The following is a 24,451-nucleotide window of genomic DNA, read 5'->3' on the forward strand; positions in this document are numbered from 1 at the left end:
CGTGCTCCGCCACTGGGTTCCCGTCAACGCCACGAGTCGTGAAGGCGCGATGCTCTCTCGAGCCATGCGGTTGCGCCGGCCGCCCTCAGATGCTTCTGAGCCAAGGTCAGTAGCGCATACGCTCCCCCGCGATGGCCCGAAGCGCGACGCTCGGCGAGCAACAGCAAAGCAATACCGTGTTGGAGAACGTTGCCCGATTCACTGGCCAATTCACGGGTCATCTCGATCTGGTGATCGCCAGCTGCACCGGGAAGCGCGGCACCGAGCGCCCGCCGAGCCAGGATCTCGTCGAACGTATTCGCGTGAACCGGACCGGTGGCGCGGGCCAGCGCAAGCTGGGCGGCTTCGCGTGCGGCATCGCCATGCCCCAGCACCTGCTCCAATCGCGAAAGGTAGACCAGCGCGAAGGTCTCCATGCGAAAATCGCGTGCACGCGCCGCCGAAATGGCCTTCGAAAGCGCGGCGCGCGCGGCATCGTACTCTTTGCGGAGCACCAAGAGACAACCGCGGTAGACCGCGACGTAAAGTTTGAGCCAGTCGTCGCCTGGCATGACCTTTTCGCTGATTTGTGCGCCCCGCTCGATGATGGCAGCGGCCGATTCGGTTTCGCACCGCTCCAAGTAGTATACGGGCGCGTAGATGGTGAGGTTGCGCTCGGGAAGCGACGGATTGCCCAGGCGGCGAATCCAGTCGCTCATCTTGGCATGGTACTGCTCGAATTGAGAAGCTTCCCCGATGAACGATGCGCGCACCAGCAGCGAAAAGTGGTGGTGAAGGCGCCCTTCCGGAATACCGAATTCATCGGAAATCTCGATCACGTCCGCCGTGGCGCGCGGGTCGAGTTCTCTGCCCATGAGCGCCAGGATGAGATTCAAGATGTAGCTGCCCGCCGACAGGGCCCAATAGAGCCTCGCCTGCGCACCGGTATTCTCTTTGCGAAATGTGCGAAGCACGGTCAAGTGCTCGGTCATTTCCTCGACGATGCCGACGAAATGTCCGGTATGAACGGTCACCCCGCCTTTGGTGATGTGCGCCGCCGCGCGGAAGGGCGAGTCCTTGGCGTTCTCCTCGTCGACCCGCGCGAGCTCCGTTTGAAATTCGGTCGTGCGGCCCATGACGGCCAGCGCCAGACATTGCAAGATTCGATATTCGGCGCGCTTGAGAAAAGCTTCCTCTGCGCTCATATTGGCATGGACTCGAATTTCGCGAAGCACCTGTTTCGGATCCGAGAGCATCAGCTGGTGCACACGCTCGTGCGCGGCACGGAGATCGAGCATGCTGTCCCAGTAGCGAAAAAGCTTTGCGGCGAACACGAACGTTTCAGGCGTGTTGCAAAGGTAACTGAATTCGATGAGCTTTCCCAAGGTGACCACTTGGAGCTCGGTCCTATTGGGATATTGGCGGTGCTTTTCGAGGAGCACCTCGGCCTCTTTGAGGATGCGATATCCCTCGAGCATGCCACTGTTGGCCAGAAGATGCTGCGAGGCAAACAGCAGAGGAGCAATGGATCGCGCGGGCTCGAGCGAACGCGCGAAATGGTACCCCACCGCCCGGGCCCCCTCCGGGGTGCTTCCCACGGTGCGATCGAGGTATTCGGCAATCCGGCCGTGGTGCGTGCGCTGTTCGATCGCCGGTGTGGCGGCGTAAATCGTCTCGTGGACCGTATCGTGCGTAAAGTGGTACGTCCCGTCCGCGTACTGCAGGAACTGACGCTCCACCGCCTCCTCCAAGGATAGAAAGAGCTTCTCGTCGCTCAACTCCACCGTGGCACGCAAAAGCGTCATATCGAGCACACGCCCCGCCGGCGCGGTTCGGCGCAGGAACTCGAGTTGGTCCTGCGACAGGGTCGAGAGGCGCAGGCGAATCACTTCCCCGATGCTGCTCGGTAACGCGATGGTCCCCAGATCCGCATGGGCATGCCATTGGCCACTGGGCCGGCTCAGCGCACCTTGCTCGACCAATGCGCGCAGGCATTCGGTGGCAAAGAAGACATTGCCGCGGGTGGTGGCATACAGATTGTCGATGAACGCGCGGGGCACCTCGAAGCCGGGCAAGGCCAGCGAAACCAACTCGCGCAAGTGCCCGTGCGACAGCGGACCAAGGTTCAAGATGTCGGCCGCACCCGTAAAAACTGTGTGATAGAGCGGCGAGAGCGTGAGCTCGTCGGAGCGAAAGGTTGCACACAAGAAGCCGCGCGTTCCGTGCAGTGCATTCACGATGACGTTCAAGTGCTCGATCGTGGCATCGTCGGCCCAGTGCAGGTCCTCGAAGGAAAGGACGAAGCGCCGCACCTTGGCCAGCTCGGTGAGCCATAGGGAAAGCGCTTCGAACACGATCAGCTTCGCCTCCGTCGGCGCGCGCGCGAAGTTCTCGGTGTTCGTGTATTCGGTGCAGAGCAGTGGGGCGAGCGGCTCGCGGACACACTCGAGCATCTCCGCAGGCGTGATCGGCAAAAGGAGTCGCAGGGCGTGCTTCAACGGGGTCAGCGGCGCGAGGCCCTCGGCGTGGCATTGTCCGAAGGCGACGGTCCAATCCGAAAGCTTGGCGTGGAGCTCCAGCTCGGACAAAAGGCGCGACTTGCCCGTGCCCGCGGGGGCGGCAATGAACACGGCGCGCGCATCCCCCCGTTCCGCGGCGTGCAATGCGTCGACCAAGCGCGCCGATTCGCGCTTGCGCCCGACGACCGTCGGCACATGGAGATAGCTGGCGCGGGAGCCCAGCGTCTCTTCGAGCGACACCGCACCGTTGGACTCGGCGAGGGCGACCATCAAGGCGTTCGCGGTGAGGTATCGCTGCGCGGGATCTTTGGACAGCAAACGCAAGACGATGCGTTCCAGGTGTGGATCGACCGACGGCACGATCGACGACGGCGCGGGCGGCTCTTGGTCCCGGTGCGCGCGCAGGATCTCCGTCACCGTCATCCCATGAAAGGGGTATTGCCCGGTCACCGCGAAGAACCCGAGCACCCCGAGCGAATACAGATCGGCCCGGCCATCGATGGAGCTTCCGACCAGCCATTCCGGCGCGATGTACGCCGCCGTTCCCCAAAGGCGTCCCCCGGTCGGCGTTCCGAGTTGGTGCATCAGGCCGAAGTCCATCAATTTGATGTCGCCCGTCGGCAGCAGGCGAATGTTGTCGGCCTTGATATCGCAGTGCACGAAGAGCCGCGCATGGATGAATGCCAATGTCTGCGCAATGCGCATCAGCAAGTCGAACGCTTCGTTGGACTGGAACGGCCGCTCACGCACGCGGGCGTTGACGTCGACCCCATCGAAGCTTTCCATGGTGATGTAGCGATTGCCCGATGGGAGAACGCCGCAGTCGTAGACTTTGGGCGTGCACGGGTGCCGCAGCCGCTTCATCGCAAAGAATTCGCGACGAACCATGAGCGTGCTCTCCTCGACACCGTCGAGGCGAAAGCTCGGGAGCGCTTCGATTTCCTTGAGGGCGACCCGCCGCGCTTCGACCGTATCGTGCGCGAGCCAGACCCGAGCGGTACCTCCGATACCCAAGAGCTTCTCGACGTGGTACCTGCCGTCCACCACATGGCCCGGTTGCAGGAACGCGGGGGGCGTGGCCCTGCGAGGGAGGTGCGCATCGGTCCGAATCATGAGCGACTCGGTGCGCAGCATCGCGGGATCGCTCATGATCCCATGCTCCGGCTCCCCGGGCACCCCAGGCGTACTCACGTTCGAGACCACAGCTTTAGGACCGCCCCCGCGCGACGCCACGGGCACAGTCTAGCATCGCATCATTGACTCAGTGCACTGCATCAGGCCTCTAGCGTGGCAACCGCCCGTGGCCTCCTTTTCTCGGATTGCACTCGAGTTGTACATTGCCAGCAAAGCGTATGGCCTCGAACCAACGCGGACATCGATATCGCTTTGTGGCGTCAGCGGATCGTCAATCGTAGCAAGCCAGTAGCCGTTCGATCTCCACCTCGAAGGCGGCAACGACGGCGGACGCGCCCTCTCCGAGCGCACGGAGCTTCTCGCGCTCCGCCGCAAGCCGCTCTCGAGCTGCCGCGCGGCCCGTCGTGGCGACCAACGTCGAGAGCGTCTCCGCCAACTCGGCGGGATCGTCCTGGCCGGCGGCGACGCGCGCCGCACGTGCTCTCAAGCCATCGAAGGTTTCGGCGTCGACGGTCTCGGCCAGCCACGCCCACGGCCACGTCACGCGATCGAGCTGCAGATCTTCGTACCGGGTTGCGCGATGGGTGCGCTTCGTGAGGGTCGCCAAATCGTCGAGCATCTGCAACGTCGTGCCGAACGCCAATCCGAAGTCGTGAAGGACGATGACCCTTTCCTTCGACGCGCGCAAGGCGACGGCGGCCGCGGATGCCGCCAGTGCCATCAACGCGCCGGTTTTCCACCGTGTGGTGGTGGTCACCAATGGAAGAATATCGTTCTTTGGAATTTCGCTCAGACGAACCGAGATATCCAACGCCTGGCCGGCGTGGCACATGGCCAACGTATCGAGGAACCGGTGCTGCAGGTCGATCTCGGCCTCCACCGCCAACGGCAGGCGACGCAGCATGCGCAATGCTGCGAAATACAGCCAATTGCCACAATTGAGCGCCATGGGAACGCCGTAGGCGACATGAAGGGCCGGCTGACCGCGGCGATCGGGGGCGTCGTCTTCGATGTCGTCGATGATAAGCGACCCCGCGTGCAACGCCTCCAGCGCGGCGCGCAGCGGTTCCGGGGCTCGGCCTTGGGCACCGATCCATTCCCAGCCGAAGTCGACCAGGCGCGCGCGAAACTCTTTGCTCGGACGCGAGAGAAAGTTCGCCGCAGGTTCCCAAAGGCCGTCGCGAAGCCGCACGGCGACGGAGCCCTCCCGCGCAACGTCGTACTGCAAAAGCTCATTGAACTCGTGTTCGGCCAATCGAAGAACCATATTCGGTCCACAGGTAAAAGAATCAAGGACGGGGAGGCCGTCCACTCAAGCGCGGCGTTCGGCGATCATGGGCAACTTGTCCGGGCGAAGTGCGGCCAGAGCCCTTTCGCGAACATGGCAACCCGGCTTCAAGCGCAACCTCCACCGACCCACGATGGTCGCGACGGCCGTCGTTATTTCCATCAAGGCGAATTGGTCACCGATGCATCGGCGATTGCCCCCGCCGAAAGGAATATAAGCATCTCGCGGTGCATTCCGCTCCGGCAGCCACCGATCCGGGTCGAATCGCGACGGCTCGGCGTACAGCGCGGGATCGCGATGCAATGCATAGATGCTAAACATGACCTCGGCCCCCGGGGCGAGCCGCACGCCGCCCAGGTCCACGGTGTGAGCGACGCGCCTCATCAGGATCCAATTGGGGGCATGCAACCGCAGCGTCTCGTTCAGAACACGGCGGGTGTACGGGAGGCGCGGTAGGTCGTTCGCGGTGATGGGGCGTCCCTCGAGAACACCCTCGATCTCCGAGCCAACGGCCGACCCGATCGAGGGATTCCGGGCCAGCTCGTAGAACAGCCAACCCAACGTGGAACCGGCCGTCTCCGTGCCGGCCAACATGATGGTCATGACCTCGGCGCGGATCTGCTCGGGCGACATCGCCTGCCCCGTTTGCGCGTCGCGCGCCGCGAGAAGCATGGATAAGACATCATCGTGATCCAGCTTCGCGACACGGTACGCCGAAACGACACCATCGATGACGGAGCGAAGTTCGACCACGGCCTCCTGGAAGCGTCGATTTCTGCGCGTTGGAAGCCGCTCGAGCAGGTCGACCGGCAGCAACGTGCGGGCCACCATCCCTTCCGTGGCGACAGGCAACGCGCGCAGCACGCGTTCGACGGCCTCGCGACCTACCTCCGAACGAAACAGGGCACGGCTGACGATGGCCAGGGCGAGCTCGTTGAATTGCTCGTCGATAGCCATGGTTCGACCGGGCCGCCACCCGTCGGTCATGGCCATCGTTTGCTCACGCATGATGTCCACGTAGCTCGCCAGGCGCTCACGGTGGAACGCGGGCTGCACCAGACGGCGCTGCGCGAGGTGAAAGGGGCCATCGCTCAGCGCAAGACCATTGCCAACGACCTCGCGCGCCTTGTCGAAGAGACGCCCTTTGCAGAAATGGCTGGCGTCGGTGACGAGAATACGGTGAATGAGCGCTGGGGAGTTGACCACCCAAACGGGAATGGGCCCCAAGGCCACCTTCACCATGTCGCCATGGGCACGGAGCGACTGTACGAACTGCAGCGGCCGCAAAGCCAACGAGAGGGCATGTCCGAAAACGGGAATCCCGCCCGGAGCCCTGGGAACCACGGTATCCGTCATTCCCCACTCGAGGATGCCAAGAAGGTCGTTCGCTCGCGGTCGAGCAACACGGTCCCCGTCGTGACGTGATTCCACGTGTAGCCGGCACCGTGATACCTTGGCGTCAGGAAAGACCAATGGAGATTTCCCGCCATGATCTGCCCGATCGCGGTGGCGTACGCGCGCACGTGCGGTCGGCGCCCAAGGTCGCTGGAGAGAAGCCGATCGCGGTCGTGGACGAATTGGCGCGTCAAATCGTTGACCGTGTCGCAGACCACGGAGACTGCGCCCTGCAAGTCGAGCCCTCCGCTGCGACGGAGCACGGAAATGGCATTCATCGAATCGCCGGCGAAGTATTCCTTGCGAAACGAAAAGAGGTCATTGACCAAAATGAGTTGGTCGAGCGCCGTTCGATTGAGGGCGTCCAATTCCGGATACGCGGCAAATTCTTCGCTGAGGTCGATGTCCATCGCATATTCGGCCAGGATAAAATAAGGTTTACCCGAGACGCTGTCGCGGCGAAGCCCCATGTAATCGACGTAATTGAAACACGTTCCACTTCGGCGAGCCTCGACCTCGACGGCGAATCCACGCAAGAAATCGCGCACGGCTTCGATGTAGCGCGTCTGTTGCGCCAGCGGCATTCTGGTGCGAAGGCGCGACCACACCTCGCGCAATACTTGGATGTACTCGCGATCCTTTGCCACGGACTCGCCGCGGAGTACGGCCATCAACTCGCAAAAGATCGCTGGCTCGCCCTCCCGGCCCTTGGGTCGGGATGCATCGCTGAAATCGTCATCGATCACGAAAAAGTACTGACTTGCATCGCACAAGTCGCGGACACGTTGGGCGTCGCCCAGGGGAAAGCACAAACACGTCCACATCGCGTAGCGGCATGCCAGAAAAAAGGCCATAGCCCCATCCTCCCGCAGCGCGAACCCCAGTCGCGAACGAGCCCATTCGTCCGATGCCTTTTCGAGCCGTTCGAAATCGGTATGGCGCATGAGCGGAACCAGTCGAACGATCTCGGGCAGATGAAACCGCATCGCCTCGCCGTGCGAAACCATCACATCGAAGTCCATATTCCTTTACGACCGCATCGCGGCCACCCCCCCGGGCGAGACGGGTATTATCTTCTCTCGAACTCACAGCAAATCATTTAAAAGAACTGACGCACTTGTCTCGTCGAGTGGCGCGTTCGATACGGGTTACCGAGAGGTGCGTCGCCGCCACAAAAGCGCAGTCTGCATGTACACAATCCACGCTTGGGGGGGCGTCGAGCGTGCTCCATACACGGTAATTGGACTGGCGCTTTCGATCCGATCGACCTACTTCATTGAACCGGCTGGACGTACCCATCCACGTATTCGTGGACCGGAGTGGCTTCGAGCTTCTTCGGATCGAGGGACATCGCGAGAATCTCACGCTGTTGGACTTCTCCGAAACGCCGCGCGAGGTTTCTCCGGAACTTCTGCTCGAGCAGCGGGATGCCTTCCGCCCGACGGCGCTTGTGCCCAATGGGGTATTCGACGACGACTTCCGGCAGCGTGCTCCCGTCCTTCAACGTCACCGTGACCCCGTTGGCGATCGATCGCTTGTCGGGGTCGTGGTAATCGCGGGTGAACGCGGGATCCTCCACGCAGCGGATCTTCTCCCGCAACGCATCGATGCGGGGATCGGCCGCGATACCATCCTCGTAATCGGCGGCCGTAAGGCGTCCGAAGAGGAGCGGCAGCGCAACCATGTATTGCAGGCAATGATCGCGATCCGCCGGATTCGCGAGCGGGCCCTTTTTGTCGATGATCCGGATGCATGCCTCGTGTGTGCGCACGGAGACACGCTCGATGTCCGCCGCGCCCTTGCCCAGGCGAACGAGTTCCGCATGAAGGGCCATCGCGGCTTCCACCGCAGTTTGGGCGTGAAATTCCGCCGGGAAGGAGACCTTGAACAGCACGTTCTCCATGACGTACGAGCCGTAGGGGCGCTGGAACTCGAATGGCGTCCCTCGGAACGACACGTCGTAGAATCCCCAGGTCTTCGCCGTCAGGGCCGACGGGTACCCCATCTCACCGGTGCGCGCGAGGAGCGCGAGCCGCACAGCGCGCGAGGTCGCGTCGCCGGCAGCCCACGATTTGCGCGAGCCCGTATTCGGCGCATGGCGGTAGGTTCGCAGGCTCTGGCCATCGACCCAAGCCAGCGACACGGCATTCAGGCTCTCTTCCTTCGAGAGGCCGAGCAGCCGCGACACGACGGCGGTCGTCGCGACCTTCACCAACACGACATGATCGAGCCCCACCCGGTTGAACGAGTTTTCCAGCGCCAAGCAGCCCTGGATCTCGTGGGCCTGAATCATCGCCGTGAGAACATCGCGCATGGTGAGCGGCGCCCTACCCTCCGCTACGGCCGTTCGTGACAGCCAATCCGCGGTCGCCAGGATCCCGCCCAGGTTGTCCGACGGGTGCCCCCATTCCGCCGCCAACCACGTGTCGTTGAAGTCGAGCCAGCGCACCATCACACCGAGGTTGAAGGCCGCCTGCACGGGATCGAGCTGAAACGACGTACCGGGCACCCTCGCCCCACCGGCCACCGCCGCACCTGGCACGATGGGGCCGAGCAGCTTGGTGCATGCGGGGTACTCGAGCGCCTCGAGGCCGCAGCCCAGCGTGTCGAGCAGGCAATGCCGCGCCGTTTCGTAGGCGAGCGCACTGGGAGCCTCCCCGCGGAAGACGTAGTCGACGATGTCGACCATCACGGAATCGAAGGGCGGTCGGTGGCTGGACGCATGAAGGTTCATGGAATTCCTCGGTCAGGGGCGGTTCTCGATGGCGACGAAGGCGCGGTTCTCCGGGCCCACGTAACGCGCGCTCGGCCGAATGATCTTGTTGTCCTGGCGCTGCTCGACGACGTGCGCGCACCAGCCCGTGGTGCGCGCGATCACGAAGAGTGGCGTGAACATCGATGTGGGGATGCCCATCTGGTGGTAGCTCACCGCGCTGAACCAATCGAGGTTGGGGAACATCCGCTTCGTCTCGGCCATCACCGACTCGACGCGCTCGGCGATTTCGAACATGCGCATCGAGCGCGCGGCCTTGGACAGCGCCCGCGCGATCTCTTTGATGACCTGATTGCGCGGATCGGCCACCGTGTAGACAGGGTGGCCGAAGCCGATGACCACTTCCTTGTTCGCAACCCTGCGGCGGATGTCGGCCTCGGCCTCGTCGGCGGAGCCATACCGCTTCTGGATTTCGAACGCGACCTCGTTGGCCCCGCCGTGCTTCGGCCCTCGCAGCGCACCAATCCCGCCGCCGATGGCCGAATACATGTCCGACCCCGTCCCCGCGACGACCCGGCAGGCGAACGTGGAGGCGTTGAATTCGTGCTCCGCATAAAGAATGAGGCTCGTGTGCATGGCACGCGTCCACTCGACGGGCGCCTTTTTCCCGTGCAGCAGGTGCAAAACGTGTCCACCGATGGAGTCGTCGTCCGTCTCGACGTCGATGCGGCGGCCGTTGTGGGCGTAGTGGTGCCAATAGAGGAGGATCGACCCGAGCGAGGCAAGCAAACGGTCCGCGATGTCCCGCGCGCCCGGCGCGTTGTGATCGTCCTTCTCGGGCTCGTTGCAACCGAGCACCGAAACGCCGGTGCGAAGCACGTCCATCGGATGCGCCGACGAGGGAAGCTGCTCGAGCGCGGCCTTCACCGCCGCGGGGAGTCCGCGCAGTGCGTGGAGCTTCGTCTTGTAGGAATGGAGCTCGGCGCCGTTTGGCAGGGTGCCGTGGATCAAGAGGTGCGCAACCTCTTCGAACTCACAATGTTTGGCGATATCCAAAATATCGTATCCGCGGTAGTGCAGATCGTTGCCGCGATGGCCCACGGTGCAGAGCGCGGTGGTTCCGGCCTCGACACCGGAGAGGGCCACGGACTTTTTCGGTTTGAGCTCCGCACTCATGACCGCTTTCCCTTTCCGAAGAGCGTGTCGAGCTTCTGCTCGAACGATGGATAACCAATGATCTCGTACAGCTCGGCGCGGGTTTGCATCGAATCGATGACCTGCTTCTGCGTTCCGTCGTTGCGGATGGCCCGGTAAACGCGATCGGCGGCCTTGTTCATGGCGCGAAAGGCGGACAGCGGGTACAGCGCCGCGGACACGCCGGCCGACGCGAGCTCGGACGTCGTGAACAGCGGCGTCACGCCGAACTCGGTCAGGTTCGCGAGGACGGGAACCTTCACCGCATCGACGAAGCGGCGGTAGAGATCGAGGCGGGTCATCGCCTCGGGAAAGACCATGTCCGCGCCCGCCTCCACGCACGCGATGGCGCGCTCGATGGCCTTCTCTTCGCCCTCGACGGCGAGGGCGTCCGTGCGCGCCATGATGACGAAGCTCGCGTCGGTGCGTGCATCGACGGCCGCCTTGAGGCGGTCGGCCATCTCCTCGCGTGAGACGATCTCCTTGTTGGGGCGGTGCCCGCAGCGCTTGGCCCCCACTTGATCCTCGATGTGCATCCCGGCCGCCCCCGCCTTGATGACGGCGCGGGTGGTTCGGGCGACGTTGAACGCGCTGGGGCCGAAGCCCGTATCGACGTCGACGAGAAGAGGAAGCTCGCAGACGTCCGTGATCCGCCGCACGTCGATCAGCAGATCGTCCAAGGTGGAGATGCCCAGATCGGGCACCCCCAACGAGCCGGAGGCGAGGCCTCCGCCGGACAGGTAGATGGCCTTGAAGCCCGCACGCTGGGCCAAGAGCGCGTGGAGGGCGTTGATGGCGCCAACCACTTGCAGGACTGTCTCGTCGAGGATCGCAGCTCGAAAGCGTTCGCCGGAGGTCTTCATGGTTTGCGCAGCTCCTATATTTGCAAAATACGCATCACGAACATGAGTGGCATGCCAAAAATTGCGTAGTTTTGCGTATGTATTTTGCGAATTTGCGAAATTTGCGATAGACCTTCTGGATGTCGAAGTCGTTCATGGGCGTCCGACTCCGCCGCCTTCGCGAGGAGCGTGGAATGAGCCAGAGCGCGGCCGCGCGCGCGATTGGGCTGTCGGCGAGCTACTACAACCAACTCGAGAACGACGAGCGCCCCCTCACCGTCCCCGTCTTGGTGAAGGTGAGCGCGGTGTTCGGCGTCGACGTGCAAGTCTTCTCCGAGGAAGAGGAGGCGAGGCTCATCGCCGACATGCGAGAAGCCCTCTCCTCGGCCGTTCCCGAAGCGTCCATCGCCTCCGCGGAGCTGCGCCAACTCGCGAGCAGCATGCCCGCGCTCGGCCGTGCGCTGGTGACGATGCACCGAAGGCTCCGGGAGACCGTCGATCGGGCCGACGCCATGGCGGACCGACTCGGCGATGCGCACCACGTGGTGTCATCGCTTCCGCGCATGCCCTTCGAAGAGGTTCGCGACTTCTTCGCCGCGCGCCACAACCACGTCGAGGAGCTCGATACCGCAGCCGAACAGCTCTTCGTCGAGGCGAGGCTGCGCATCGGGGACGTCGCCACGGGACTCGCCGCGCGCCTCACCGAGCGCCACCGCGTGCACATCGAAGAGGCCCCCGACGTCCCTTCCCCGCAACGCCGGTACGAGCCACGCACGCGCCGCCTGCTGCTCGCCGGCCACCTCTCCCCCGGCCAGCGCGCCTTTCAGATGGCCACGCAGCTCGCATTTCTCGAGTTCGGCGGCAGCATCCAGGGCCTGGTCGACGAGACCAGCTTCTCGAGTGACGAAGCGCGCTCGCTGGCGCGCATCGGGCTTGGCAACTACTTCGCCGGTGCGCTGATCATGCCCTACGGTCTCGTCCTCGAGGCCGCGGAGAGCCTGCGCTACGACATCGACCTGCTCCGGCAGCGTTTCGGGGTCGGGTTCGAGGTCACCTGCCACCGATTGAGCACGCTGCAGCGGGCGAACGCGCGGGGCGTTCCCTTCTTCTTCATTCGCGTCGATCGCGCCGGCAACATTTCCAAGCGCCAGTCGGCGACCAACTTCCACTTTTCACGCGTCGGCGGCACATGCCCGCTATGGAACGTGTACGAGGCCTTCGCGCAGCCGGGCCGCATCCTCCGGCAGCTCGCGCAGATGCCCGACGGCCGTACGTACCTCTGGATCGCGCGAACGGTCTCACACGGAAGCGGCGGATACGCCGCCCCGGAGAAGACCTTCGCCATCGCCCTCGGATGCGACGTCCGCCACGCCGAACGCCTCGTATACTCCAAGGGACTCGCCCTCGACGATCCGAGCGCCCCCACGCCCATCGGGGCCGGATGCAAAGTGTGCGAGCGCACGGCCTGCCCGCAACGCGCCTTCCCGCCCATCGGCCGAAAGCTCGTCGTCGACGAGAACGAACGCCACCTCGCACCTTACTCCGTGGCCTAAACGGACGTGGGAGCCCGGCCGCCGTTCAAAAGGCCGCGTCGAGCACCACGTCGCCGCTCACCCCGACCTGGTAAGCCGACACGCGTCGTTCGAAGAAGTTCGTGACCTCTTGGACGTCCTGGAGATCCATGAATGAAAATGGGTTCTTGGCCTGGTAGCGCCGCGCAAGACCGAGCGTGGCGAGGCGCTGGTCCGCGCAGAACTCCAGGTATTGCCGCACGTCGCGGACGGACATGCCCACCACGCCGGCGCCCAGGAGATCTTCGGCGAACTGCGTCTCGCACACGATCGCCTCCTCGAGCATCTCGTAGACGGAGGCCGAGAGATCGGCGTCGAAGAGCCCGGGCTCTTCACGGCGAACCGTTTCGACGACCTCGAAGGCGAACGCCATGTGCGCGCTCTCGTCGCGGAATACCCAGTTCGTCCCCGCGGCCAGGCCATGCAGCAACCCGCGCGAGCGCAGGAAGTACACGTACGCAAAGGCCCCGAAGAAGAACAGCCCCTCGATGCACGCGGCAAAGCAGATCAGATTCAAAAGGAATTGCTTGCGCTGCTCGCGCGTCTCGAGCCGATCCAGGCCTTGGATCGAGTCGAGCCATCGCATGCAGAATGCGGCCTTCTTCTGAATCGACGGAATGTTCTCCACCGCGGCGAAGGCGCGGTGCCGGTCGTCCGGATCGGGCACGTACGTGTCGAGCAAGGTCAGATAGAACTGAACGTGCAATGCCTCTTCGTAGAGCTGCCTCGACAAGTACATCCGAGCCTCGGGCGCGTTGATGTGCTTGTACAGATTCAGCACCAGGTTGTTCGCCACGATGGAGTCGCCGGTGGCGAAGAACGCGACGAGGCGCTTGATCAGATGGCGCTCGGCGTCGGTCATCTTCTTGTTCAAGTCCGCGGTGTCCGTCGAAAAGTCGACCTCTTCGACCGTCCACGTGTTCTTGATGCCCGACCGGTACATCTCGAAGAACCGGGGGTACGCCATCGGCCGAAGCGTCAGGCACAGACCGGGATCGAGCAGGCGCGCGGGGCGGCTGACGGCGCTCATTGGCAGGCCTCGCACGACTCGGGGTTCTCGAGCGAGCACACGACGGCGGCCGTGTCGGCGCTGCGGGTCGCCGGCGGCGGCGGGGTCCATCCGGCCTGGCCGCGCGGATTGCCTTCGTGGTTCTCCGAGGGCTCCGGCTCCGTCTCCACCGTGGCCTTGGCGATGCGGGTCGCCGGCCGCGAGCGCAGGTAATACGTGGTCTTCAGCCCCTTCTTCCACGCGTAGAAGTACATCGACGACAGCTGCCCGATGTTCGGGTTCTCGATGAAGAGGTTGAGCGACTGGCTCTGATCGATGAACGCACCCCGGTCGGCCGCCATGTCGATGAGCGAGCGCATGGGGATCTCCCAGGCGGTGCGGTAGATCGCCCGCACGTCCTCGGGCAGCTCCGTGAGGGACTGCACGGAGCCTTCAGCGAGCTTCAACCGCGAGCGCGTGCGCTCGTTCCAAAGGCCGAGCGCCTGCAGCTCGGCGACCAGGTAGCGATTCACCTGGAGGAAGTCGCCGGAGAGCGTCTCGCGCTTGAAGAGGTTCGACACCTGCGGCTCGATGCACTCGTAGCAGCCGGCGATGGAGGCAATGGTCGCCGTGGGCGCAATCGCGCAGAGGAGCGAATTGCGCAAGCCGTGCGTGGCGATGCGCGCGCGCAGGTCCGCCCAGCGCTGCGTGTCCTCGGGCACGACCCCCCACGCCTCGAACTGCAGCTCGTTCCGGGCAGCCCGCGTCTCGCCGAAGGCCGGGTGGCGGCCCTTCTCCTCGGCCAGGTCCACGGAGGTCGTCAGGGCGTGGAAGTAGATCTCTTCGGAGATGCGCCGCGAGAGCTCCCGCGCTACCGGGCCGTCGAAGGGCACGCGCATCTGGAAGAACACGTCTTGCAGCCCCATGAGGCCGAGCCCCACCGGTCGCCAGCGCAGGTTCGACGCCTGCGTCGACGGAATGGGATAAAAATTGAGGTCGATGACCCGATCGAGCTGCCGGACGGCACTCCGCACGGTCTGGGCAAGTTTGTCGAAATCGAACGACACCGCACCATCGGGCCCCGTCACGGTGTGGCGCCCGAGGTTGATCGATCCGAGGTTGCAAACGGCCGATTCACCGGAGCTCGTCACCTCGAGGATCTCGGTGCAAAGGTTGGAGAGGTGCACGACCCGCCCCGGCAGCGCGGTCTGGTTGCACGCGCGGTTGGACTTGTCCTTGAAGGTCATCCAGCCATTGCCGGTCTGCGCGAGCGTGCGCATCATCCGCGCGTAGAGCTCGCGCGCCTTGACGGTCTTCGCGGCCAAGCCTCGGGCCTCCGCCTCCTCGTAGCGGCGCTCGAACGCCTCGCCGTAGAGATCGGGCAATTCGGGAACCGACTTCGGATCGAAGAGGCTCCACGTGCCGTCGGCCTCCACGCGGCGCATGAAGAGATCCGGCACCCAGTTGGCGAGGTTCAGGTTGTGCGTGCGGCTGGCCTCATCGCCGGTGTTGTCGCGCAGCTCGAGAAAGGACTCCACGTCGGCATGCCACGGCTCGAGGTAGACGCAGCATGCGCCCTTGCGCTTGCCGCCCTGGTTCACGGCCGCCACCGAGGCATCGAGGGTCTTCAGCCAGGGGACGATGCCGTTCGAATGCCCATTGGTGCTGGCGATGAGCGAACCGCGGGAGCGCACGCGATGGTAGGCCAAGCCGATGCCGCCCGAGAACTTCGAGAGCATCGCCACGTCGGTGTAGCGCTGGTAGATGTCCTCGAGCCCATCTTGCGGCGAGTCCAGGAGGAAGCAGCTGGAGAGCTGCTCGTGACGGGTGCCCGCATTGAACAGGGTGGGCGAGCTGGGGAGGTACTCGAGCGTCGAGAGAAGTCGGTAAAGGTCGAGCGCCTCGTGCACCGTCTCCGACAGCGCGCAGGAAATACGCATAAAAAATTGCTGCGGCGTCTCGATCACCAGCCGCGTCTGCGGGTGCTTGATGAGGTAGCGATCGTAGAGCGTGCGCAGTCCGAAGTACTCGAACTCGCGATCGCGCTCCGGCGCAATGGCATCATTGAGCTTGCGCGCATTGGCGGCGACGAACGCCTGCAGCCGATCGTTGACCAGCCCGAGGCGGTGTCCGGTGGCGACGGACTGCGAGAAGGCGTGGATCTCCTGGTTGCGAACTTCTTTTTCGATGTACGTGGCCAGCAGCCGGCCGGCGAGCTTCGCGTATTGCGGCTCCTCGACGATGAGCCCCGCCGCCGTTTGAATCGAGAGCTGATCGAGCTCGCGCGTGGTGGCCCCGTCGTAAAGTCCGCTGATCGTCTTGGTGGCCACGCGAAGCGCGTCGACCTCCACGAGCCCCGCGCAAGACCGGTTCACCGCGCGAACGATCTTGTCGATCTCCACCGGCTCACTCGCGCCGTTGCGCTTTTTCACGCGCATCGATGTCTGCGGGTACTCGGCCGCAGCGCTCGGACGGTTCGCTCGCAACGGCGCCGGGCCGTTGCTCTTCGGGGTCGCTTCACTCAGCATCGGTCGCCTCCTCGATCTCGTTCGCGAGCGGTACCTGACCGCTCATCGACTCGAGGGCAGACGAGGACCCAATAGCCGGTGCAAACCGTCTATCCGGACCTTCGGACCTCCCCTCGAGGTTTCCAGGTCAAACCGGTACCCATTTTTCCTTTGGGAACCGCACGGTCGGCAGGTCTTCGGGCTTCGAGCGTTGCGGCCGTGACCGCTTCCCTACTGTCCACGGCTTCCCAACCCGGGGGTCAGTGCATGTCGTGGAGATCGTTCTCGTTTACCGCTGCGGGGCAGCCCCGGAGTTGCACCGGGTTCCCTTTTCAGCCCCGAGGTTCTCTCGGGGCACCGAACATGAACGCAACATATTGTAGTGCATCGCCATCCGTCAACCATACGTTGGGGGTCTTCACGCAACCCCGCGAAATGCCAAAGGACTTTTGCGATTTCATTGAAGAGTTTGCTATATGCTCCGTCGGGGCTCGAGTCGAACCGCCAAGAGCGCCAAGGTTGGATGGATGCAAGCGACAGCGGAGCAGCCGCTTCACGATCCTCTCAAACCTTGGCGACCTTGGCGTCTTGGCGGTTCGATTCGATTCCTCCGTGTCGAAGGACAAGTTGGTATTCCGGAACGCGTAATCGCATCAATCCGACGAGCACGGCATCGTATCGACCGTACGATCGTATTGGGTGATCTTGCCAAGATAGAGGTAGACGAAGGCGCGCGCGGGACCATGCATGTTGGTTCAATACGCAGCTTCGTCGCTGCCTCGTGGTGAGGTCCTCATGCGAATCGTTCCCGTCGATCTCGTGGTTCCTGTCCTGGCGATAAGCATCTTCGGCGCGTGTGCACAATCGTCGCCGCCCAAAGGGCCACCCCCTGTCGAGGCGACGGCCGCCGTCGGGGAGAGTGCACCGGCATCTGCCCCCGTCGTCGCGTCGGCCCAGCCCGTCGATGAACGCGATCCGCGGGTGGTGCTCAAACGGCGCTTCGACGGCGAGACGCCGATGATGAGCGACTTGAGCGAATTGTGCGACAACATTGGCGGACGCATCACGGGAAGTCCCGCCGCCGAGCGGGCGGTGAAGTGGGCGACGCAAAAGTTCCGAGCCATGGGGATCGATACCGTTCGAACGGAGAAATTCCGTGCGCCTTTCTTGTGGCTGCCGGAGCGAGCGGAGGTGGTCGAAACGGCGCCGGATAGCTTCTCCATCGAGGCGGTCGCGTCCCCGGGAACCGTCTCGCTGCCGTCGGTCGAAGCGCCCTTGCTCGACGTTGAGGACGGGACGCCGGAGGCACTGGCGAAGCTCGGTCCCAAAGCGGCCGGCGCGTTTCTGCTCCTGCGCACCAAAGAGGCCAAAACGGTGGAAGACCTCTTTTCCGAGTACGTTCGTACGCACCCGCTCATGGAGGCCGCCACGCGGGCGCGCGTTGCGGGATTGATCATTCAGTCCGCCGAACCGCGCGGGCTTTTCTACGAGCATCGAATGGGGTTCGGTTCGAAACCGCTCACCCCCGCGGCGGTCCTCGTATCCCGCGAACAGGGGGCGCGTCTTTCTCGCTTGCTCCAGCGATCGCAAGTTCGATTGCGCGTCAAAGTGACCAATCACATTGGTCCTGCCTTCGAATCCGAGAACGTCATCGCCGAGGTGCGCGGCTCCGGAGCGCCCGACGAAGTCGTCATTCTCGGAGCCCATCTCGACAGCTGGGCGCTCGGCACCGGCGCGGAAGACAATGGGGTCAATTCCGCGTTGGTGCTCGACGTGGCGCGTGCATTTCACGAACTGAAGCTCGTCCCCCGGCGCACCGTCCGCTTTGTTCTTTTTACGGGCGAAGAGCAACTCATGTGGGGCTCTTCGGGCTACGTCGCCCGCCACAAGGCCGAGATGGCCAAGCACGTGGCCTCCATCACGTTCGACGTGGGCTCCGGGCGGACCTCCGGTTTCGTGCTGAACGGCCGCCCCGAACTGCGCGCACCGGTGCTCAAGGCACTGTCGGTCTTTCCCGAATTCACGGCCGATTCACATATCGTGGACAGTGTCTTCATTACCGACAGCTTGCCATTCATGCTGAGCGGAGTTTCCAATCTGGTCGCCATCCAGGACGACAAGCCGTACTTGCCCGTGTTTCATTCGTCCTCCGACGTATTCGACTATGTCGACGCCAAGGAAGCCAAACGCAACGCCGCCATCGCGGCCGTGTTGACCTGGTGGCTTGCCGACACGCGCGACGCACTACCTGGCCAGCTAACCCGAGCCGAAGTGGACCAGATTCTCGTGAAGACGAAAACGGTCGACGAACTGAAGGCCTTCGATCTGTGGGACGATTGGCAGCAGCGCCGCATCGGATTCCCCGCCGAGGGGAAATAGCGCGGCAAGGCCCCGCCGCTATTTCAATAGCTTCGACGTAAAGGTGAACCCGAAGATGAAGCCGATGCACACCTGGGCGATCAAGCCATAGAGCGCGCCTTTTTTCGTATCGGGCCCTTTGGCCAGGGCATAAACGAGACCCGCGCCCAGGCACCCGCCGAAAAGTCCCGCCAGAAAACCGAGTCCGACACTTCCCTGTGCGGGCGTAGCTTGCAAATTCGACATGACGATTCTCCATATTAAAGGAACGAGCAGTGGTCCCGTAAGGACTCGGTATGACCGCGAACCACGAAACCGAATTGAGTCGCACCAGGCCTCGCACGCATTTCGCAGCACAGGTCGTGCTCCTTCTTACCCTCGCAACGAGTGCCTGCAAATCATCCCTACCCGATGAATGGTTTCAGGAAGAAAGCAAAGTACCGATGGGCCACACGACACCCCCTGCGCGAAAAACCGCGTGCGAAGAAGACCGCAACCGCTGCTTCGACGGCTGCACCAACGGGGCGCCGAGCGATCACGATGCGTGCTTCAAGCGGTGCAATCAACTTCCGCAGTGCTAGAGGGTGCCGATAGCGCCACGAGGAGCTCGGGGGGAGTCCCCCACGAGCTCCTACTCGGTGCAAACCTCTTTGCCCCATTTGTCGGTGCTGCAATAGAGGGTCTGTTCCTCTTTCCACGCGCCCGTCTTCAGCACGCGCACGTCGAACCCCGCCGTTGGCTCGGCCCGTGGCTCGCCGGTCGGGGCCACGATGACGACTTCCATGGCGTGTTTGACCTCGATATCGATCTGTCCCTTGGAGTCGGCGTGCAGATGTTTGGGATCCCCGGTGCAGGCGTGCGCCTGGATTCGATAGACGCCGGCTTTGATCTTGTAGTCTTTCGATTCACCGGGTTGTGGCGGGGGCGCTGCCATGCCGCCAAACCAATTGTTGTGAATCTCCCCGTCGGGCGTGGTGACCACGAATCCGCAAACGCTGTACTTGACCGGCTTGGCGAAATTCCGGCCGACCGGTGTCGGGGGATTGGTGACGCGGAATGGGATGTCACCCTTCAGGGCATCCGGCTGGCCCACGCCAAGCATTTTTCCAATCGAGGCACATCCACCGAGCGCGCCGAGCCCCACGAACATCAACGTCCACGTTCCCACCCTAGAATGCGTTGTCTTTCCCATGCCATCTCTCCCAAAGGACAAAAGCTCGCCTCCCGCCGCGCGCACGAAGCAACGCACAGGTTGAGCTCGACCCCTGTGCGTTCTTTACGAGCCGCAGCGGGCATCCTTTAGGCGAACGAACCACCTTTCGGCGGTACGTGCTTGGGTCTGAGAGACTTCACCCTCACTACAAAATTAGTACACCGTGCCCGTGCCCGTACCCGTGCCCGTGCCCGTGCCCGTGCAGTCGTCCCTGGCCCGCAGAACTACGTCAGTGATACTTCTCGATGTACGGATCGATGAAGCCCACCGTGGTGTCGGCACGCGTGTTGAGGTCATCTTGGTCGCATACGTCGGAGTGGTTCCCCGAGTCGAAGCCGATGATGCGCTCGACGCCATCGATCGAGAGAAGCGCAGGCCCGCCGGAGTCTCCGTAACATTGAACTTTGCCGTCGGTGCGGACGTTGCCGATGGTCACGGAGGTGCTTGCGAACGAAACGATCTTCACGGTGGCCTGACGGCGCTTGCCGTAGCCATTGCCGTCCAGGGTCGAGTCGCCGTAGCCGATGATGCGGACGTTCTTGCCGATATCCGAATTTTGCAACGCTCGGCGATTCAGCGGAATGGGCGTTACGGAAAGGGCGTCGTTGAGGATCAGAACACCTACATCGTATTTACCGAGCGTTCCCGAATAGCTCGGATGATAGTACGCCTCTTTTACGGTACGGCGCGTGCCCCTGCCGTCGTAGGTCGTATCGACGGTCCAACCGCTCTTACCTTTCACGCAGTGCGCGGCCGTCGTCACGACGTGCGGTGACACGACTTCGCCCGTGCAATAGCTTCCACGGCCGAAACGCACCAACACGACCCCCGGATCGCCCTGGTCGATGGCGCCGCCGATGATGGGGCTCTCGCTTTCCGCGATCTCGCTTTCGGGGGCATTGGATTCGTCGGTTGCGGTTGCGCAACCCATCATTGTCACCGAACCAATGAGGCACAAACCCATGGGAACGAATTTCTTCAACGAATGGTGCATCGGGGAAACCTCCCGTTGTTTGCTGGATCATCGAGTCAAAGACCGACGTCCGCGGTGGGCGGATCCTTCGATGGATCCCGGAACGCCGTGAACCATTCGCCTCCAAACTTCCCCGCGCGTCCAAAACGACGCAACCCGGGAGCAGGCGCTCAGTCGTAGGTCATGGCTTACACAGCGATAGTCCGTTTGTCTCGCGAAATCGACGCAAGCACCATTCGCTCTACGCGAGCAATGTTCGCCCATCACTGAAATGCGCCTCCGCGTTCCGTTTCTCCGCCGCATTCCTATGCAACTCTACTCATTCGAAATGGGCAAAACGAAGGAGCGCAATGCGTAAATCGATACCCGTTTCGAGAACCAGTTTACGCGGGAATGGCACCCACTTATGCTCGGTATTCCATGAAACACGGCAACCCAACCCGCGGAGGGAACGGACCATGAAATCGAGAAGGATGGCTGCCGCCTCTATTTTTCTGTCGACCGTGGGTTGCGGCGGGTCGGGCGCCGAAAACGCCGAACCGAAGAACGCCGAGGAGGCGAACCTCCTGCATCCGAATGCCGTGGAGGCGCCGGCGGCTCCCTCGGGGTTTTACGTCGATCCAAATTCCAATCCGGCCATCTGGGTGGACGCCCATGGCTCGGATTCCCGTGCCGCGAGCATCCGTGCGAACATCTCGACCAAACCCATGGCGCGGTGGTTCGGAAATTGGAGCGGAGACATCGGTGCGGCCGTCTCGAGCTACGTTGGCGCCGCGGCATCGCACAATCAATGGCCCATCCTCGTGGCCTACGATATTCCCGGCCGGGACTGCGGTGGCCATTCGAGCGGCGGTGCCGGCAGCGTGGGCGCCTACCGAACGTGGATCGCGACCTTTGCCGCGGGGGTTGGCGACAGACCCGCCATGGTGGTCCTCGAGCCCGACGCCCTCGCGCAGCTCGATTGCTTGCCGAACGACACGGAACGAACGATCCGAACCGACTTGCTTCGCTACGCCACGGAGATGTTTCGCGACAAGGCGCCCTCCGCCCGCGTCTACCTCGATGCAGGCCACGCAGCATGGATCGCCGCGCCCACCATGGCCACGCGCCTCCATGCGGCGGGAATCGGAAACATCCGCGGGTTCGCCATCAATGTATCGAACTATCAGACGACGAGCCAATCGAACGCTTACGGTGGAAGCGTCAATGGCTCTCTCTCCAGCCAATACGGCTACACGAAATCATTCGTGGTCGACACCAGCCGCAATGGCAACGGCTCCAATGGCGAGTGGTGCAATCCGCCTGGACGCAAGCTAGGAGCCGTATCGCAATTCGGCGGCGGCGCCGACGCGCTCCTCTGGCTCAAGGTGCCCGGCAACTCCGACGGCGAGTGTGGCATTGCACCCAGCACACCGGCGGGAATCTTCAATCCAACCTTGGCCGACCGCCTCATCCAAGGGACCTGAACGGATTCGAGCGGTGTCAGCGCCGCACGATTCGCGGAAGCTCGCGCGCCAGGCAGTGGACGGCGCCGCCGTCGCCGATGCTCGACTCGCTGTTGACGCCGACCACGCGATAGCCCGGCATCGCGGACTCGTAGGCGCGCTGGGCGGCGGCATTTTCCGCGGGGTCGTTGAAAAACGGCACGATGACGGAACGATTGACGATGAGCGAGTTCGTATACGTATACCAAGTCCCTTGGCTCACCCACCCCTTGACGCGAGTGACTTGATAGCGCCCTGCGCCGCATTCGAGCCCGCGGAAATAATCTGCCGCCTTCTCCGTCGCGGACTGGAATGGCTCGTCCGACGTCTCCGCAACGATGACCTTGCACTCGCCAACCAACTTGGCAAACATATCGATGTGACCGGTTTGATCGGCGGGCCGGCCGTCGGGCCCTGCGGCGTAATCGAAAATATGAATCGTCCGCGCGCCGAGGTACGTCCTGAGCATTTCGTCGACGGCTTCGCGCGTCTTGCCCGAATTCCATGTGTAAATCATTCGGGTCAAAAAGACATTGCCCCGGCCATCGCTCATGTAGTTGCCGCCGTCGAAGACGAGGTTCGTGCGGTAACAGGGGCTATGCAGCGTCGCGGCGAGCTTGCACGGAATGGCATCGTCCGCAACGTTGCGGGCACGCACACCGTACTGGGTGTCCACGATGCTGAGCGACTGCGTCCCCTCGTTGATGCCCACGGGCCCATAGTCGCGCACCCAAGCGCTGTTGGTGTTGTAGTCGAGCGATTGGTACTGCTGCGCGGGAACCCCCGGAATCGAGGGCGGCCCTTTCACCGCCAGCACTTGCGCCCCTGCCTCCGCGCTCGCGACGGCGATCGGGCCCAACATGTCGGTGTAATCTCGCCACGTGATGAGCACGGCGCGAACGGGCTCGTACTCGGCAGGAACGCGGTATCCGCTCTGAGGGCTCGCCTCGGCCTGATCGCCCTCGAGGAGCACGGCCGGACGACGTTCCTGCTCCTCCTCCGTGACCAGCCCCTCGGCACTCGTCGTACAACCAGAGAGCGCGGCAAGCAGCGTTGCGCACGACACCAAGCACAGTGCTCGTCGATGCATGAATCTTTCCGCCATCTCGAATCGTACGGAGAGTTCCCAACTCGTGGAAAGCCGGGCCACTCGAGTCTCGTGGACATCTCATTGGATGAGCGATCCCTCGAATGGGTGGCGGTCCAAGATGACGCGATGATCCGAACGGAGGCGCTCGTTATCCACGCTTTCGCGTTCGGAGTGATGTGCAATAGACCGTCGGCGCCACGCCCTCCCAGCGCTTGAAGGCTCGGCGGAAGTTGGCAAAGTCGGTATAGCCCAGTCTGTAAGCAATTTCCTGCAGTGTGAAGCGGCCGGCCTTCATATGCTCTTTGGCGAGTTGATGGCGTAAATCCTCGAGGATTTCGCGAAAGCTGGTGCCTTCGTCGAGCAGACGCCGGTGCATCGTTCGGGGCGTCACGTGAAGAATGCGGGCGGTGACCTCCAGCGACGGAAATCCGTTCTGGTGCTCGAGAAGCACGCGTCGAACGCGGCCCGCGAAGGTCTCCGTCGTCGCGAGGCGTTCGAGCTCCCGCTCGCAGGTCCGCACCGCCTCACGAAACGCGAGTGGATCGGCGGCCCGCAGGGGCACGTCGAGCACGCGATTCGGGATGGTGAAGCCGGCCCAGGCACCGCCGTAGCGGGTGCGGCACCCAAAGAGTCGTTCGGCGAAGCTCGCGTACGACGGGGCCTCGAACGGAAATGAGACGAGATGAATCGCGGCCGTGCCCATGGAGATCGCGTCGAGGATGTTCTTTGCCGCCATATTCACGGCTTCCAGCACGGGGCGCCGCACATCGCCGAGGTCGCGCCGCTCGACCAGTCGCACGCGCGTCTCGTCGCGACGCCCGTCGGCCTCGATGTCGACGAGCGAGATCCGCGTGCGCGTGAACGACTCGAAGAGTCCGAGGGCTTGTCGGAGCGAGCCGCTGCTCTGGGCCGCGTAGCCGAGGACCCCGTGGGTCTGCACCTGGAGACGCTGGCCCACCAGGAGACCGAGCGCGGGCTCCTCGCTCAGCGCGATGGCATCGACGATGAGCCTCCGAAACAGGTCGAACGGGAGGTCCTCGAGCTCGAGATCGTCGAGCGCGGCCGCCGTGAGGCCCGAGCGCATCAGCCAGACGCCGACATCGAGGCCCAGTGCTTCGACTTGCGCAGCGACCTGACGGAGGTAGGCCACCGGCATCGAGAACCGCGCGAGCTCGGGGCTGGGGACCATGGGGGTCCCCGACA

16 protein-coding genes, 1 pseudogene and 1 riboswitch are annotated in these 24,451 nt (G+C 63.4%); of the genes and pseudogenes, 3 read left to right on the top strand and 14 right to left on the bottom strand.

Translation table 11 applies throughout. The annotated features are described in order from the left end of the window. Positions 1-23 precede the first annotated feature (23 nt). From LVJ94_34070 to prpB, 7 genes are all read right to left on the bottom strand, one after another. Positions 24-3,689 carry a protein kinase gene (locus LVJ94_34070; GenBank protein WXB01932.1) on the bottom strand — a complete coding sequence of 1,222 codons (3,666 nt, stop codon included), beginning with the start codon at positions 3,687-3,689 and terminating at the stop codon, positions 24-26. A gap of 214 nt (positions 3,690-3,903) precedes the next feature. Next, positions 3,904-4,899 (bottom strand): polyprenyl synthetase family protein, encoded by a 996-nt coding sequence (locus tag LVJ94_34075; GenBank protein WXB01933.1) that lies wholly within the window; start codon positions 4,897-4,899, stop codon positions 3,904-3,906. Positions 4,900-4,944: 45 nt separating this feature from the next. Continuing rightward, a complete protein-coding gene (locus tag LVJ94_34080) occupies positions 4,945-6,276 on the bottom strand; it encodes a cytochrome P450 (GenBank protein ID WXB01934.1) in 1,332 nt (443 codons plus the stop codon). Then, positions 6,273-7,169 carry a terpene synthase family protein gene (locus LVJ94_34085; protein WXB01935.1) on the bottom strand — a complete coding sequence of 299 codons (897 nt, stop codon included), beginning with the start codon at positions 7,167-7,169 and terminating at the stop codon, positions 6,273-6,275. The genes LVJ94_34080 and LVJ94_34085 overlap by 4 nt, the downstream gene beginning before the upstream one ends. Positions 7,170-7,588: 419 nt before the next feature. Further along, entirely contained in the window at positions 7,589-9,049 is a 1,461-nt protein-coding gene (locus LVJ94_34090) for a bifunctional 2-methylcitrate dehydratase/aconitate hydratase (protein WXB01936.1), read from the bottom strand. A 12-nt stretch (positions 9,050-9,061) separates the two neighbouring features. After that, positions 9,062-10,204, bottom strand: a complete 1,143-nt coding sequence (prpC, locus tag LVJ94_34095; protein ID WXB01937.1) for a 2-methylcitrate synthase — start codon at positions 10,202-10,204, stop codon at positions 9,062-9,064. Beyond that, entirely contained in the window at positions 10,201-11,085 is an 885-nt protein-coding gene (prpB, locus tag LVJ94_34100) for a methylisocitrate lyase (protein WXB01938.1), read from the bottom strand. The genes prpC and prpB overlap by 4 nt, the downstream gene beginning before the upstream one ends. Before the next feature lie 119 nt (positions 11,086-11,204). On the opposite strand from prpB, the gene LVJ94_34105 reads away from it, so the two are divergent. After that, positions 11,205-12,617 (top strand): short-chain fatty acyl-CoA regulator family protein, encoded by a 1,413-nt coding sequence (locus tag LVJ94_34105; protein ID WXB01939.1) that lies wholly within the window; start codon positions 11,205-11,207, stop codon positions 12,615-12,617. Between the two features lie 25 nt (positions 12,618-12,642). On the opposite strand, the gene LVJ94_34110 is transcribed toward LVJ94_34105, so the two are convergent. Then, entirely contained in the window at positions 12,643-13,665 is a 1,023-nt protein-coding gene (locus LVJ94_34110; GenBank protein WXB01940.1) for a ribonucleotide-diphosphate reductase subunit beta, read from the bottom strand. After that, positions 13,662-16,151, bottom strand: a complete 2,490-nt coding sequence (locus LVJ94_34115) for a ribonucleoside-diphosphate reductase subunit alpha (GenBank protein WXB01941.1) — start codon at positions 16,149-16,151, stop codon at positions 13,662-13,664. The genes LVJ94_34110 and LVJ94_34115 overlap by 4 nt, the downstream gene beginning before the upstream one ends. 149 nt (positions 16,152-16,300) lie before the next feature. Continuing rightward, a riboswitch (cobalamin riboswitch) is annotated at positions 16,301-16,507 on the bottom strand. A gap of 418 nt (positions 16,508-16,925) precedes the next feature. Here LVJ94_34115 and LVJ94_34120 point away from each other — a divergent pair. Beyond that, positions 16,926-18,509, top strand: coding sequence for a M28 family peptidase (locus tag LVJ94_34120; protein ID WXB01942.1), 1,584 nt, complete (start codon positions 16,926-16,928; stop codon positions 18,507-18,509). An 18-nt stretch (positions 18,510-18,527) separates the two neighbouring features. Here the strand turns inward: LVJ94_34120 and LVJ94_34125 are convergent, their stop codons facing one another. The 3 genes from LVJ94_34125 to LVJ94_34135 all read right to left on the bottom strand — a co-directional run bounded on the left by LVJ94_34125 (position 18,528) and on the right by LVJ94_34135 (position 20,635). Then, positions 18,528-18,734 carry a hypothetical protein gene (locus LVJ94_34125; protein ID WXB01943.1) on the bottom strand — a complete coding sequence of 69 codons (207 nt, stop codon included), beginning with the start codon at positions 18,732-18,734 and terminating at the stop codon, positions 18,528-18,530. A gap of 385 nt (positions 18,735-19,119) precedes the next feature. Then, positions 19,120-19,680: a hypothetical protein gene (locus LVJ94_34130; GenBank protein WXB01944.1), complete on the bottom strand. Its 561-nt coding sequence runs from the start codon at positions 19,678-19,680 to the stop codon at positions 19,120-19,122. Positions 19,681-19,930: 250 nt separating this feature from the next. Further along, complete coding sequence (locus LVJ94_34135; protein ID WXB01945.1) at positions 19,931-20,635, bottom strand: trypsin-like serine protease; 705 nt, start codon at positions 20,633-20,635, stop codon at positions 19,931-19,933. Between the two features lie 641 nt (positions 20,636-21,276). On the opposite strand from LVJ94_34135, the pseudogene LVJ94_34140 reads away from it, so the two are divergent. After that, positions 21,277-22,140, top strand: a pseudogene (locus tag LVJ94_34140) (glycoside hydrolase family 6 protein). Positions 22,141-22,156: 16 nt separating this feature from the next. On the opposite strand, the gene LVJ94_34145 reads toward LVJ94_34140, so the two are convergent. Both LVJ94_34145 and LVJ94_34150 read right to left on the bottom strand, forming a co-directional pair. Continuing rightward, positions 22,157-23,248: an agmatine deiminase family protein gene (locus LVJ94_34145; GenBank protein ID WXB01946.1), complete on the bottom strand. Its 1,092-nt coding sequence runs from the start codon at positions 23,246-23,248 to the stop codon at positions 22,157-22,159. 148 nt (positions 23,249-23,396) lie between these two features. Then, positions 23,397-24,437 carry an AraC family transcriptional regulator gene (locus LVJ94_34150; GenBank protein WXB01947.1) on the bottom strand — a complete coding sequence of 347 codons (1,041 nt, stop codon included), beginning with the start codon at positions 24,435-24,437 and terminating at the stop codon, positions 23,397-23,399. Positions 24,438-24,451 lie beyond the last annotated feature (14 nt).

It is taken from the genome of Sorangiineae bacterium MSr11367, assembly GCA_037157805.1.
Classification (GTDB): Bacteria; Myxococcota_A; Polyangia; order Polyangiales; family Polyangiaceae; genus Pendulispora; species Pendulispora rubella.

Excerpts from the sequence above, each read along its gene's own strand:
- LVJ94_34075 (WXB01933.1), bottom strand. The coding sequence starts at position 4,899 with ATGGTTCTTCGATTGGCCGAACACGAGTTCAATGAGCTTTTGCAGTAC.
- LVJ94_34080 (WXB01934.1), bottom strand. The coding sequence starts at position 6,276 with ATGACGGATACCGTGGTTCCCAGGGCTCCGGGCGGGATTCCCGTTTTC.
- LVJ94_34085 (WXB01935.1), bottom strand. The coding sequence starts at position 7,169 with ATGGCCTTTTTTCTGGCATGCCGCTACGCGATGTGGACGTGTTTGTGC.
- LVJ94_34090 (WXB01936.1), bottom strand. The coding sequence starts at position 9,049 with ATGAACCTTCATGCGTCCAGCCACCGACCGCCCTTCGATTCCGTGATG.
- prpC (WXB01937.1), bottom strand. The coding sequence starts at position 10,204 with ATGAGTGCGGAGCTCAAACCGAAAAAGTCCGTGGCCCTCTCCGGTGTC.
- prpB (WXB01938.1), bottom strand. The coding sequence starts at position 11,085 with ATGAAGACCTCCGGCGAACGCTTTCGAGCTGCGATCCTCGACGAGACA.
- LVJ94_34105 (WXB01939.1), top strand. The coding sequence starts at position 11,205 with ATGTCGAAGTCGTTCATGGGCGTCCGACTCCGCCGCCTTCGCGAGGAG.
- LVJ94_34110 (WXB01940.1), bottom strand. The coding sequence starts at position 13,665 with ATGAGCGCCGTCAGCCGCCCCGCGCGCCTGCTCGATCCCGGTCTGTGC.
- LVJ94_34115 (WXB01941.1), bottom strand. The coding sequence starts at position 16,151 with ATGCTGAGTGAAGCGACCCCGAAGAGCAACGGCCCGGCGCCGTTGCGA.
- LVJ94_34120 (WXB01942.1), top strand. The coding sequence starts at position 16,926 with ATGCGAATCGTTCCCGTCGATCTCGTGGTTCCTGTCCTGGCGATAAGC.
- LVJ94_34125 (WXB01943.1), bottom strand. The coding sequence starts at position 18,734 with ATGTCGAATTTGCAAGCTACGCCCGCACAGGGAAGTGTCGGACTCGGT.
- LVJ94_34130 (WXB01944.1), bottom strand. The coding sequence starts at position 19,680 with ATGGGAAAGACAACGCATTCTAGGGTGGGAACGTGGACGTTGATGTTC.
- LVJ94_34135 (WXB01945.1), bottom strand. The coding sequence starts at position 20,635 with ATGATGGGTTGCGCAACCGCAACCGACGAATCCAATGCCCCCGAAAGC.
- LVJ94_34145 (WXB01946.1), bottom strand. The coding sequence starts at position 23,248 with ATGCATCGACGAGCACTGTGCTTGGTGTCGTGCGCAACGCTGCTTGCC.
- LVJ94_34150 (WXB01947.1), bottom strand. The coding sequence starts at position 24,437 with ATGGTCCCCAGCCCCGAGCTCGCGCGGTTCTCGATGCCGGTGGCCTAC.